The organism is Shouchella oshimensis, from assembly GCF_002019765.1.
Lineage (GTDB): Bacteria > Bacillota > Bacilli > Bacillales > Bacillaceae_D > Shouchella > Shouchella oshimensis.
In genome coordinates this window covers 1757271-1770579 of the sequence record NZ_KV917380.1, presented here as the reverse complement: position 1 = coordinate 1770579, position 13309 = coordinate 1757271, and the positions used below count along the sequence as shown (strand labels likewise).

General features: G+C 40.0%; 13 protein-coding genes. 1 reads left to right on the top strand and 12 read right to left on the bottom strand.

The window, feature by feature from the left end; all coding sequences use genetic code 11:
- Window positions 1–18 precede the first annotated feature (18 nt).
- The 11 genes from hslU to rnhB all read right to left on the bottom strand — a co-directional run bounded on the left by hslU (window position 19) and on the right by rnhB (window position 11545).
- Window positions 19–1422 carry an ATP-dependent protease ATPase subunit HslU gene (gene hslU / locus BK583_RS08920; RefSeq protein ID WP_038480771.1) on the bottom strand — a complete coding sequence of 468 codons (1404 nt, stop codon included), beginning with the start codon at window positions 1420–1422 and terminating at the stop codon, window positions 19–21.
- Between the two features lie 31 nt (window positions 1423–1453).
- The gene (gene hslV, locus BK583_RS08915) at window positions 1454–1993 is read right to left on the bottom strand and encodes an ATP-dependent protease subunit HslV (RefSeq protein ID WP_035396960.1); all 540 of its coding nucleotides are present in this window, start codon (window positions 1991–1993) and stop codon (window positions 1454–1456) included.
- A 23-nt stretch (window positions 1994–2016) separates the two neighbouring features.
- Window positions 2017–2922 (bottom strand): tyrosine recombinase XerC, encoded by a 906-nt coding sequence (xerC, locus tag BK583_RS08910; RefSeq protein WP_166740168.1) that lies wholly within the window; start codon window positions 2920–2922, stop codon window positions 2017–2019.
- Between the two features lie 62 nt (window positions 2923–2984).
- Window positions 2985–4295, bottom strand: coding sequence for an FADH(2)-oxidizing methylenetetrahydrofolate--tRNA-(uracil(54)-C(5))-methyltransferase TrmFO (gene trmFO, locus BK583_RS08905; protein WP_095150389.1), 1311 nt, complete (start codon window positions 4293–4295; stop codon window positions 2985–2987).
- Window positions 4296–4504: 209 nt separating this feature from the next.
- On the bottom strand, window positions 4505–6577 hold the full coding sequence (topA, locus tag BK583_RS08900; protein WP_055735865.1) for a type I DNA topoisomerase: 2073 nt from the start codon (window positions 6575–6577) through the stop codon (window positions 4505–4507).
- A gap of 98 nt (window positions 6578–6675) precedes the next feature.
- On the bottom strand, window positions 6676–7566 hold the full coding sequence (gene dprA / locus BK583_RS08895; protein ID WP_055735864.1) for a DNA-processing protein DprA: 891 nt from the start codon (window positions 7564–7566) through the stop codon (window positions 6676–6678).
- Between the two features lie 84 nt (window positions 7567–7650).
- Window positions 7651–8553, bottom strand: coding sequence for a succinate--CoA ligase subunit alpha (gene sucD, locus BK583_RS08890; protein WP_055735863.1), 903 nt, complete (start codon window positions 8551–8553; stop codon window positions 7651–7653).
- Between the two features lie 18 nt (window positions 8554–8571).
- Window positions 8572–9732 carry an ADP-forming succinate--CoA ligase subunit beta gene (gene sucC, locus BK583_RS08885; protein WP_038480787.1) on the bottom strand — a complete coding sequence of 387 codons (1161 nt, stop codon included), beginning with the start codon at window positions 9730–9732 and terminating at the stop codon, window positions 8572–8574.
- Window positions 9733–9868: 136 nt separating this feature from the next.
- Window positions 9869–10036 (bottom strand): hypothetical protein, encoded by a 168-nt coding sequence (locus tag BK583_RS20685; RefSeq protein ID WP_166740169.1) that lies wholly within the window; start codon window positions 10034–10036, stop codon window positions 9869–9871.
- Between the two features lie 60 nt (window positions 10037–10096).
- On the bottom strand, window positions 10097–10759 hold the full coding sequence (locus BK583_RS08880) for a hypothetical protein (protein ID WP_055735862.1): 663 nt from the start codon (window positions 10757–10759) through the stop codon (window positions 10097–10099).
- Window positions 10760–11545 (bottom strand): ribonuclease HII, encoded by a 786-nt coding sequence (rnhB, locus tag BK583_RS08875; RefSeq protein WP_055735861.1) that lies wholly within the window; start codon window positions 11543–11545, stop codon window positions 10760–10762.
- 76 nt (window positions 11546–11621) lie between these two features.
- On the opposite strand from rnhB, the gene BK583_RS08870 reads away from it, so the two are divergent.
- The gene (locus BK583_RS08870) at window positions 11622–12377 is read left to right on the top strand and encodes a sulfite exporter TauE/SafE family protein (RefSeq protein WP_038480796.1); all 756 of its coding nucleotides are present in this window, start codon (window positions 11622–11624) and stop codon (window positions 12375–12377) included.
- A gap of 61 nt (window positions 12378–12438) precedes the next feature.
- On the opposite strand, the gene ylqF is transcribed toward BK583_RS08870, so the two are convergent.
- Window positions 12439–13302: a ribosome biogenesis GTPase YlqF gene (gene ylqF / locus BK583_RS08865; RefSeq protein ID WP_038480799.1), complete on the bottom strand. Its 864-nt coding sequence runs from the start codon at window positions 13300–13302 to the stop codon at window positions 12439–12441.
- Between the last annotated feature and the right edge of the window lie 7 nt (window positions 13303–13309).

Below are 13309 nucleotides of genomic sequence, written 5' to 3'. Positions count from 1 at the left end.
AATTCTCTCCTTAAATGTCTATAATATGAATTGACTTAAATCTTGATTCTTGGCAATGGTTCCGAGTTTCTCTTCAACATACTGTTCTGTAATTTCTAGTTGTTCCATGTTGATGTTCGGTGCTTCAAACGATAGATCTTCTAGCAGTTTTTCTAAAAGCGTGTGCAGTCTTCTTGCGCCAATGTTTTCTGTTTCTTGATTTACTTGACTTGCAATCGTCGCAATCTTATGAACAGCTTTGTCTGAAAAATGAATTTCTATACCTTCCGTTTGCAAAAGAGCTTGATATTGCTTTGTTAACGCATTATCCGGTTCTACTAGAATCCTCACAAAATCATCAACGGATAGGCTTCCGAGCTCGACTCTTATAGGGAAACGACCTTGTAGTTCAGGAATGAGATCGGATGGTTTAGCCATATGGAATGCCCCTGCTGCAATAAACAAAATATGATCTGTTTTTACAGCTCCATATTTAGTTACAACGGTTGAACCTTCTACAATTGGTAAAATGTCACGTTGTACACCTTCTCTTGAAACATTTGCACCTTGATCATTCTTCCCCGCTACTTTATCAATCTCATCTATGAATATCATGCCTACTTGTTCGGCACGTTTAATGGCTTCTTGCGTCACATCATCCATATCAATTAGCTTTTGCGCTTCTTCTTCTGTCAAAACGATCCGCGCATCAGCAACAGACATACGTCTTTTTTTCTTTTTCTTTGGAACCATATTCCCGAGCATTTCTTGCATGTTCATGCCCATTTGTTCCATACCGGCTCCACCTTGAAACAAATCCATGAAGCCTTGCGACTGTTCAGAAACTTCAATAGTCACTAATCGTTCCTCTAGTTCGCCATTTACAAGCTTATCGTACATTTTCTTTTTCAAGTTTGCACGATTTACATCTTCTTCTTCCTTCTTGTTCTCATCTTCGTCTTCTTCTTCGCCTGGAGATTGAAACAACATCTCAAACGGATTTTTATAACTGCTTTCTTTCTTTAAAGATGGAACGAGAAGGTTAATTAATTTTTTATCGGCTAGTTCTTTTGCTTGTTCACGAACGAGACCTACTCGCTCCTCTTTAACAAGCCGGACGCTAGATTCAACCAAATCACGTACCATGGATTCCACATCTCGTCCTACATAACCAACTTCTGTAAACTTTGTTGCTTCCACTTTAATGAACGGTGCACCAACAAGTTTTGCCAGCCTTCTAGCAATTTCTGTTTTTCCCACTCCTGTAGGACCAATCATTAAAATGTTTTTCGGCGTAATCTCATCTCTCATATCTTGATCTAAAAGAGTCCGTCGATAGCGATTTCTTAAAGCAATAGCAACAGAACGCTTAGCGCCTTGTTGACCTACGATATATTGGTCCAGCCGTTCCACAATTTGACTCGGTGTTAGTGAACTAGTCATCTACAGCGCACTCCTTTGTCATGATTAAGATTTAAAGCTCTTCAACAATAATTTGATCATTGGTATACACACAAATCTCTGCCGCTGTCTTTAAAGCTGCTTCTGCAATCTCTTTAGCCGATAATTGTGGAGCAAACGTTTTTAAAGCTCGACCAGCACTTAAGGCATAGTTTCCACCGGAACCAATTGCTAGAATACCATCATCAGGTTGAATAACTTCTCCAGTTCCAGAAACTAACAAAAGATCGCTTTTATCCATTACGATTAGCATAGCTTCAAGCTTTCTAAGAACCCGATCACTTCGCCATTCTTTTGCAAGCTCTACAGAAGCACGCTGTAAATTCCCGTTGTACTCTTCAAGCTTTGCTTCAAACTTTTCAAACAATGTAAATGCGTCTGCAACAGAACCAGCAAAGCCTGCAATCACGTTCCCCTTAAAAAGTTTTCTCACTTTCCGGGCAGTATGTTTCATAACAACAGCGTTTCCAAGCGTCACTTGACCATCACCAGACATAGCAAATTGTCCTTTATGTGAAACAGCAAAAATCGTTGTTGCGTGAAAAGATTCCATTGTTTCGCGCTCCTTTTTTCGCACTAGGCTCTCGGATGAGTATGTTTATAGACTGTATATAAACGCTCTTTACTGACATGCGTGTAGATTTGTGTGGTCTTTAACGATTGATGACCCAACAATTCTTGTACCGTTCGTAAGTCGGCTCCCCCATTTAACAAGTGTGTAGCAAAGGAATGTCGAATAGCATGAGGACTTATTTTTTTTTGTACAGCTGTTTGTTGAATCTTTTTTTCCACAATCTTCCGAATGCTTCGATCACTTAATTGATTCCCTCTATTATTAAGAAACAAAGCGGTTGATTCCACGCCTTCTTTTAACAATTTCGGTCTCGCTTCTTGTAAATAATCATGCAAAGCCTCTTCAGCTTTTTTGCCAAAAGGAACATAGCGCTCACGCCGGCCTTTCCCAAACACTCGAACCGTTCCACTTTGCCAGTGAACTTGTTCAAGGTGTAACAAACTACATTCTGACACACGAATACCCGTAGCATAAAGCAATTCGATAATGGCTTTATCTCGTCTATCATAAGGAGTAACTGTTGGTAGCAAGCCTAACCAATGATCCATCTCCTCTTCGTATAAGAAACGAGGCAGCTTCTTATCCTGTTTAGGAGAATACGCATGTAAAAAAGGATTTGTCGTGAGAAATCCTTCTCTTTCTAAGAATTTCCCAAAGCTGCGCAACGATGATAGTTTACGGGCAATCGTACGTTTTGAATAGCCTTCATCAACAAGATGACTAACGAAATAACGAACATCTTGATGAACAAGTTCTTCTAAATGTTTAGATGTTTTTGTAGACAAATAGGTAAATAACTGTTCAATATCTTTTGAATAGTGGGTAACTGTCCATGCTGAACAATTTTTTTCTACTTCTAAATATCGAACAAACCAACTCAGCCATTGCGCTTCCTTGGACTCCACCACATTGTCCTCCTTCTTAGAACTTATAAATTTTAACACAAGTGCGGATCATGAGGCAACAAAAGTCACATATCTTTCATAAAATTCTGAATTGACCCTAATGCCCGTTGAGCTAACGCTTCGTAGCGTTCTTTTTTGTCTTTAATCCGAACATTCATCGGCGGAACAAGACCAAAGTTCGCATTCATTGGTTGGAAGTTATCTGGGTTTGCTGTAGTAATATACGCTGCCATACTTCCAATCATCGTTTCTTCTGGGAAAGGCACTAGTTTTTCGCCAACGCTTTGCTTGTACGCATTGATGCCAGCAGTCAACCCTGCTGCAGCTGACTCTACATATCCTTCTACGCCAGTAATTTGACCAGCAAAGAACAAATCGTCACGCATATGGGTTTGGTAAGTTGGACGCAACAGTTTCGGCGAATTCAAAAATGTATTTCGGTGCATCACACCATAGCGCACAATATCTGCATTTTCAAGACCTGGTATCATTCGAATGACTTCTTTTTGGGGTCCCCATTTTAGATGGGTTTGAAAACCCACCATATTATAAAGGGTACCAGATGTATTATCTTGTCTTAATTGAACGACTGCATAAGGTCGCTTCCCTGTTTTGGGGTCATCTAAACCTACTGGCTTTAATGGACCAAAGAGCATCGTTTTTCTTCCTCTTCCAGCCATTACTTCAATAGGCATACAACCTTCAAAGAAGATTTCTTTTTCGAACTCTTTTAATGGTACAGTTTCTGCCGCAATAAGCGCTTCATAAAAGCGATCAAATTCTTCTTCAGTCATTGGACAATTCAAATAAGCAGCTTCGCCTTTATCGTAACGGCTTTTTAAATACACTTTGTCTCGGTCAATCGTTTCAGCATCAATTATTGGTGCTGCCGCATCATAGAAATAAAGCGATTCTTCCCCTGTTAAAGCTTGTAGTTGTTCAGATAATGCTTTAGATGTTAAAGGGCCAGTTGCAATAATGGTTGGTCCATCTGGAATTGTTGTTAGCTCTTCATTAACAACGGTTACATTTGGGTGCTCCTTCACGTACGTGGTTACTTTTGCTGCAAAATCATGACGATCAACAGCTAGCGCTCCACCAGCAGGAACAGCAGCTTCATCAGCTGCTTTAATAATAACTGAATCCAATCGACGCATTTCCTCTTTTAACACACCGACGGCATTTGCAAGCGAATTCCCTCTTAACGAATTGCTACATACGAGCTCTGCAAATTGATCAGTATGGTGAGCAGGCGTTTGCTTTACAGGTCTCATTTCGTACAACCTTACTTTACCGCCACGTTGCGCGATTTGCCACGCCGCTTCACTCCCTGCCAGACCAGCGCCAACTACATGTATTTCTTTTCGCTCTGTCATCTTCATTCCCCTTTAATTCATAAAAACTATAACAGTATGTACCTTCTTATATCTTCAGCTTCACCTAAAGAAATGAACAGTTATTCGTTCATAGAAACGCCTCCACTCTTCGGCAGAGTGAAGGCTTATTTGTGATCGTACTCATATCATAGTCTCTTTAGTCACGAATTTCAACTAATAGCTACTATAAAACGATGAATTTCGACATTTTACTGTTTTTCTTCCTCATAATCACATGAAGTACATGCGACGAATACACCTTTTTTCGATTTCTTTTCCACTAAAAGGCTTTCGCATTTCGGACAAGGACGGGCGATTGGTTTATCCCATGAGACAAATTCACACTCTGGATAACGATCACATCCATAAAAAATGCGACGTTTTTTACTTTTTCGCTCGACAATATTCCCTTCTTTACATGTCGGACATTTCACACCAATGTCTTTTACAATGGCTTTTGTATTTCGACAATCAGGGAAATTAGAACAAGCCATAAATTTGCCGTAGCGCCCCATTTTATAAACCATTTCATGGCCGCACTTCTCACAGTCTTCACCTGCTGGCTCGTCCTTGATTTCTACTTCTTCCATTTGTTCTTCTGCTACTTCGAGTCGCTTCTCAAAGCTTTTATAAAATTGATCAATAATCTCAATCCAGTTATCGCGTCCGTCTTCAATACTATCAAGATCTTCTTCCATTTTTGCTGTAAATTCAACATCCAATATCTCTGGGAAAAACTCAACGATTAAATCTAATACAATTTCCCCTAGCTCTGTTGGAACAAAACGCTTTTCATCAAGAGCCACATAGCCTCTGCGCTGAATCGTATCAAGGGTTGGTGCATACGTTGATGGGCGTCCAATACCTAGTTCTTCTAACGTTTTTACCAATCGTGCCTCAGTGTAACGCGGAGGCGGCTGGGTAAAATGTTGGTTTGGATTAAGCTCTTGTTTCTCAACCATTTCATTTTCTTGTAAGTCAGGGAGAAGACGATCTTCTTCTTTTTTGTTATCGTCATTTCCTTCAATATACACTTTCATGAAACCTGGAAATTTAAGCTTAGACCCATTTGCGCGAAAAATTACACCGTTATTTTCTAAATCTACGGTCATGGTATCCATTACAGCAGGCGCCATTTCACTTGCAACAAGACGTTCCCACACTAAACGATATAGGCGTAGTTGGTCTCGAGACAGATATTCTTTCATCTGCTTAGGTTCATACATAACAGACGTTGGGCGAATGGCTTCGTGGGCGTCCTGGGTTTTCTTATCTTGCTTTTGTTTTTGCACTTCTTTCTTTGTATACTCTTCACCGTAATTTTTTTGAATATACTCAAACGTCTCTTGTTTGGCGGTATCAGAAATTCTAGTAGAATCTGTTCTCATATAAGTGATTAGACCAACTGTACCTTGCTTTCCTAAATCAATACCTTCATAAAGCTGCTGGGCAATAAGCATGGTTTTTTTTGCTCTAAAATTCAACTTGCGAGCAGCTTCTTGCTGTAAGGAAGAGGTTGTAAATGGCGCAACAGGATTTCGTTTGCGTTCGCGTTTTTTCACTTCAGCAATACGAAAATCGGCTCCACTCAATGTATCAAGAATATGATGAACGTTTTCTTCTGTAGAAAGTGTCTCTTTGTTACCATTTATACTGTGGAATCGAGCTTCAAATTGTTCTTGCCCATAAGAAAATTGTCCTTGGATACTCCAATACTCTTCTGGTACAAACGATTGGATTTCTTTTTCTCGGTCCGTTATTAATTTAACAGCGACAGATTGAACACGCCCTGCGCTTAGTCCTTTTTTTACTTTCTTCCATAATAACGGTGAAATATTATACCCCACTAATCGGTCCAGAATTCGTCTTGCTTGTTGTGCATCAACGAGATCCATATTAATAGGTCTCGGCTGCTTAAAAGCATCTTTAATAGCATTTTTCGTAATCTCATTAAAAACAACACGACAGTCAGAGTGCTCATCAATATTTAGACTGTGAGCTAAATGCCACGCAATTGCTTCCCCTTCGCGATCCGGGTCAGCCGCAAGATAAATGCGTTTCGCTTTTTTTGCCGCAGTCTTTAATTCTTTTAACACTGGTCCTTTACCACGTATTGTAATATACCGAGGTTCATAATTTTCTTCTACACTAACGCCCATTTGGCTTTTAGGCAAATCTCTCACGTGACCCATAGAAGCTTTAACGACATACTTCTTACCTAAATACTTACCAATGGTTTTGGCTTTAGCGGGAGATTCCACGATTACTAAATAATCGGACATGTAAAGCAACTCCCTCATCTTAGTTTCTCTATTTATGAATTAAATCTTCCTCATTATTAAACAGACTTTCCCCGTTTGTCAAACCGAACTTCATTTAATTAAGAAAATCGCTTTCGTTCGATCGATTTCGACATAAAGTTTGGCATGTATTCAAATAGCGTTTGTTCATTGTATAGACAGTATGCTCCTTGACTAATAAGCCAATTCGTCCCCTCTGATTCTGGAGAAAAAATTGACCCTGGCACTGCAAAAACTTCTCGACCTTGTTCAAGAGCTAGATCAGCTGTAATAAGAGAACCGCTTTTTCGCTTTGCTTCTATAATAATGGTGGCATAGGATAAGCCACTAATGATTCGGTTGCGTGTAGGAAAGTGCCATTTTTTCGGCTTTACGTGAGGGGGGTATTCACTGACAACGAGTAAAGACTGTGGAGAGGTATCAGTCAGAAAAGCTTGATGCTCAGGTGGATAAGGATGGAAAAAGCCTGAAGCAGTAACCGCAATTGTACAACCACCTGCCTTTATAGCGCTTTGATGAGCTTCTATATCTACTCCTCTAGCCAGACCACTGACAATCGCACTACCTGTTTCTACAAAGACCGTGGAGAGTCTTTTGACTACTTGTTTACCGTAAAGTGACGGGGTACGAGAACCAACCATCGCTACTTTCTTCATCGTTAATAAATGTTGATTTCCTTTACAATATAATAAAATAGGGGGATCGTAAATATGTGAAAGAAGGGTTGGATAGTGGGAATCTTCAATTGATAGTGGGAAAATATTGTGATGTTTCAACATTGCAACGTATTCGAAGGGGTTAGATTGGTTAAGCCACTGAACGAGCCTTTTAGCAGTTAGATCGCTTATTAAGAGGTTTTTTCTTATTTCGTTTGCGGAGGCGTTATAAATGTTCTGAATGGTCGGGTCCCAAGCTACTAAACGTTTCCAGACACTCGTTTGGCTATAAAGAAGGGCATGCACATGAATCATGCGAACATAACGATCGATGGCACTCAGTCCTTTCTAGAAATGTAGAGAAAACTCCTTACACGTATGCAAGGAGTTCATATTCTCTTAATGGGTAACGCTTTTATCGTAAATATCATTTGCTTTCAAAGATTCAATGAGTGTTTCACCCATAACAGATGGCGTTGCAGCAACACGAATGCCACATGCTTCCATTGTTTTAATCTTTTCTTCTGCTGTTCCCTTACCGCCAGAGATAATCGCGCCAGCATGGCCCATACGTTTTCCTGGAGGAGCTGTTTGGCCACCGATAAAGCCAACAACAGGTTTCGTCATATTTGCTTTCACCCATTCAGCCGCTTCTTCTTCAGCCGTTCCGCCAATTTCACCTATCATAATAACCGCATACGTATCAGGATCATCATTGAAAAGAGATAACACATCAATAAAGTCTGTTCCGTTTACAGGATCTCCACCGATACCAACAGCAGATGATTGACCAATACCAGCTGTTGAAAGTTGGTGAACCGCTTCATACGTAAGTGTTCCTGAACGAGACACAACACCAATGTGGCCTTTTTTATGAATATAGCCTGGCATAATCCCAATCTTACATTCTTCTGGCGTAATGACACCAGGACAGTTTGGTCCAATTAGTCTCGTTTTCTTACCTTTCATATAGCGCTTAACGTTTACCATATCAAGTACAGGAATACCTTCTGTAATACAGATTGCTAGATCAAGCTCAGCATCTGTTGCTTCCATAATAGCATCCCCTGCAAATGCAGGTGGTACATAAATAACGGTTGCGTTCGCACCAGTCGCTTTTACTGCTTCGTCAACAGTATTAAAAACGGGAACACCTTCAATTTCAGTGCCGCCTTTTCCAGGAGTAACACCACCAACTACATTCGTACCATATTCAAGCGCTTGCTTCGTATGAAACAAACCAGTAGCGCCAGTAATACCTTGAACAATCACTTTCGTATCTTTATTAATTAAGATGCTCATTTGTCTAGCTCCACCCTTCTATTTCACTAAAGCTACAATTTTTTGTGCGCCATCGGCCATTGAATCAGCAGCTGTAATATTTAAGCCTGACTCTTTTAATAGTTGTTTTCCAAGCTCTACGTTTGTTCCTTCTAAACGAACGACTAACGGAATCTCAAGACCCACTTCTTTTGTAGCTGTAATGACGCCTTCAGCGATAATGTCACATTTCATAATTCCACCGAAAATGTTTACAAAAATACCTTTTACATTTTCATCTGATAAAATGAGTTTAAATGCCTCTGTTACTTTTTCCGCTGTTGCACCGCCCCCAACGTCAAGGAAGTTTGCGGGATCACCATTGTAATGCTTAATGATATCCATTGTAGCCATAGCGAGGCCAGCTCCATTAACCATGCAGCCGATATTTCCATCTAGTGCAATATAGTTTAAATCATGTTTAGAAGCTTCAATCTCTTTTACATCTTCTTCTTCTAAATCACGTAATTCGACAATATCTTTATGACGGTAAAGCGCATTGGAATCAAAATTGAATTTCGCATCAAGCGCCATTACTTTGCCATCTCCTGTTGTAACAAGAGGGTTAATTTCTGCAATGGATGCATCTTTGTCAACAAACACTTTGTATAGACCCATCATAAATTTAACCGCTTGACCAACAAGCTCTTTCGGTATGTTTATGTTAAATGCAACACGTCTTGCTTGAAATCCTTGTAAACCGACAGCTGGATCAATGACTTCTTTAAAGATCTTTTCAGGAGTCGCTTCCGCAACCTCTTCAATCTCTGTTCCACCTTCTTCAGAGGCCATAAGAACAACGCTTGATGTTGCACGATCGACTACGAGTCCGATATAGTACTCTTTTTGGATGTCGCAACCTTCTTCAATTAGTAAGCGCTTTACTTCTTTACCTGCTGGTCCTGTTTGGTGTGTAACAAGTGTTTTCCCAAGAATTTCATCCGCATATGTACGAACGTCATCCAAATTTTTTGCGACTTTTACGCCACCTGCTTTTCCACGTCCGCCTGCATGTATTTGCGCTTTTACGACAGACACAGAAGAACCAAGTTCCTTTGCCGCTTCTACTGCTTCGTCAACAGAGAATGCTACTTTACCGTTTGGAACGGCAACTCCGTAAGAACGAAGAATTTCTTTACCCTGATACTCATGGATATTCATTCTCTCTCCAGCCTCCTGTTATATCATACACTCGACTCTCGTGTACGAGAATTTTCGTTACTAAGACGAAATCCTTTTTCATTTTAGCATTTTTTTTCATGCTTGTGGAGGGGTAAACGCTATCATTCCGACAATTTCATTTCTTTTCTTTATTATTTTTCTTTTTTTCGTTTTTTTTCTCGTCTTTGTCACCTTTTTCAAATAATTTCTTTAATCCTTTTGCCTGTTGATCTTGTTGAACTTGAGGGAACAATTGGCCAAATTCTCCTGAAAACTCTTCTTCATGATTCTGTTTGTTCGACATATACACACCTCCATTTTTCTTTTTAATATGGTTAAAATGAAAGCTTTTATGTACGTTGAACTAAATTCGTAAGTCCAATGAGGATTTTTGCATTACTTGCCTTTGCTTTAATGCAACGTATGCAAAAACGCTCCTTTTAACGAGGTCTGTCGACATATCCCAGTTATGGTTAGTCAAGCACGTATAGGTAGCTTGAATCATTGTTAAAGATTGCTCACCAACTCTCATCATATTTCCACTTTCTGAAAATTGATTTAGTTGCTGAACAATCCTATCCTGTGTTAACGGTTGCTGCTGAAGTGCATGAATCCATTTAAGATGCTCGTCTGTTAGAGACAAGTTCCACTCTTTCACGCAAAGATGAATAATGGTTTTAAAGGTAGTTAAGCTCATGCTCAATTGTTTTTTCACGGTGAACAGGTCCCGAATAAGGCTATGACTAATGGGACTTTGGCTATTGTAATAGATGTTTAGAAGCCACTCGTCTATACGAAAATATGCTGCTACAGCCGAAATGGATGAATCTGTTTGAAGAAGACGCAGTGTTAGAGCTGGTGCAGGCTTTGTTAGTTGAAACCAATAACTTTTTCCTACTACTAATTCTGCATCTATATCAGCAATAAGCTGTTGATTTTGAATGCGAATCATCGCTCGTTTTTTTTGCGGATAAAGGGCGACGATTGTTCCGAAAACGAGCTGGTTCGTCCTCCAAAGGATATTCATTTACTGATCCTTAGGATGGATACGAGACTTGCCTCGCTCAAGGACAGGCCTGAAGGTCCGACGATGTTCACTTGTCATGCCGTGTCTTTCTAATGCGTCTAAATGCTGCTTCGTTCCGTAACCAGCATGTTGCTCAAAACCATACTCTGGATAAACATGCGCTAGTTTTTCCATATAGTCATCACGCCATACTTTAGCCAGTACCGAACTCGCTGCAATGGATACACTTCTTGAATCGCCCTTAATAAGTGAACGTTGGGACGTTCCGATTGGAAGCTCAATTGCATCAAGTAATAAATAATCTGCAGCAACCCGCAATTGTTGAATCGCTTGCATCATCGCTCTTTTTGTTGCCATTAAGATATTTGTTTCATCAATTTCTTTTGCAGACAAGCTGACAATTTGATAATCTACCGCGTGCTCTTTTATGTATGCTGCATACTGTTCTCGATTTTCTTTTGATAATTTTTTGGAATCCGTTAAACCGAGCAATTTAAAATCGGTTGGCAAAATCACTGCAGCAGCTGTCACAGGACCAGCCAATGGTCCTCTTCCTACTTCATCTACACCGCAAATAGCTTGATAGCCTTGTTGACGTAATTCAAGCTCATAGGTGCTCATATCTAGATGCATTTGCTCAATGGAAGCCATCCGCATTTGAGTGGCATCGTATCGTTTTAGTAGCGCCTGTACACCTTTGCGTTGATCTTCTCTTAGTTCGTTTACCTGTTCTCTCGTTAACTCATTGTTCGCCAATTGGCTTTTTATGGTTGTTATTGAAATCACGTTCTTCTTCTCCTTTTTATCTTTTCATCTATGATATAGTAGGAATGCACGTTTTATAGAGTAGGAGTTTATATGTATGGCATTGGCAGAAGTTATTATTCTTATTGTTATCGGTTTTATAGCCGGAGTCATTAACACCGTTTCAGCAGGAGGTTCTCTATTAACATTACCTTTACTACTTTTTATTGGACTACCTGCAACAGAAGCAAACGCTACAAATCGAGTGGCGATCGTCGCTCAAAGCATTACGTCTATCATTACTTTTAAACGAAAGCAATCGCTTCAATTAAGAAAAAATGCGACGATTTATTTAACGTCTGCTTTTGGCGCTATTTTTGGTGCTTTTTCAGCTTTGTCGATTAGTGACCGTACGTTTATCTTTATTTTAGCCCTAACGATGGTTACATCGATTTTATTTTTAATTTGGAACCCACTTAAAGCTGTCAATCGCACTGTTACACTAACGCCCTTTATGGCGTTTATAGGCGGTGCACTATCTATGGGGATCGGCTTTTATAGTGGTTTCATCCAAGTTGGTGTCGGTTTTTATATTATGATTCTCGCTATCTTACTTTATAAAAAATCATTTGCTGAGGCAACGCTTATTAAAATTATTGTTGCTGGTGTATCAGTGTCTCTCTCTCTTTTCATTTATGCAGCTAATGGACAAGTTAACTGGCTCGTCGGCATTGTTCTCGCGTTAGGAAATATGGCTGGTGCACTAGTAGGTAGCCGTATTGTTTTAGGAAAACAAACTAAGTGGATTCGAATTGTTCTCATCTGTACCATCTTGTTGATGGCCGTTCGCTTGCTGTTCGAACTGTATACGTAATCCTTTCAAACACACAAAACCGAGAATGGCCATTACGTCATTCTCGGTCTATACCGTTCACTCATTCAGGCGTTGGTACACGCTCTAGCGTAATACGGCCAATTGTGCCACTTCTAAGCTCTCTTAATAGCAGTTCAGCCGTACGATCATAATCAACAAGTCCTCCACGCAACATACAGCCTCGTTTACGACCAATCTCATCAAACAGACGACCTACATCTTCACCATCTACATCATCATCAAGCTGATAACGTTTTTGTAGGAGTTCGGGATAAACGTCGAGACAATAGCGCAAAACGAATGCAGCGACATCACCATAATCAAGCAATTCATCTTTAATTGCGCCAGTCGCAGCTAATCGAAAACCAACTTCTTGATCTTCAAATTTTGGCCATAATATTCCTGGAGTATCAAGTAGATCTAAGCTTGTACCAACTTTAATCCACTGCTGTTGCTTTGTAATTCCAGGTCGATCGCCTACTTTAGCTTGCCGCTTATTGACGAGACGATTAATAAACGTGGACTTTCCGACATTTGGAATACCAAGAATAACGGCTCGAAGCGCCCGAGGCTTCATTCCTTTCGATTCCCATTTCTTATATAAATCTTTTGCTAGTGCTTGGCATGCTGGTACAATCTTTTTGATTCCTTGACCGGTTTGGGAATTCACTTCAACGACTGCATGACCTTGCTTTTCAAAAAAATGCTTCCAGCGCTCTGTTTGTTTCGGATCTGCTAAATCTGTTTTATTTAATAAAATAAGACGAGGCTTCTGCTGAACAAGCTCATCAATTACAGGGTTTTGCGATGATACGGGTATGCGCGCATCTAAGAGCTCAATGACAACGTCAATCATAGACAATTTCTCATTGATCTCTCGTCGTGCTTTTGCCATATGCCCTGGATACCATTGAATGGTTTTCATGTCTACA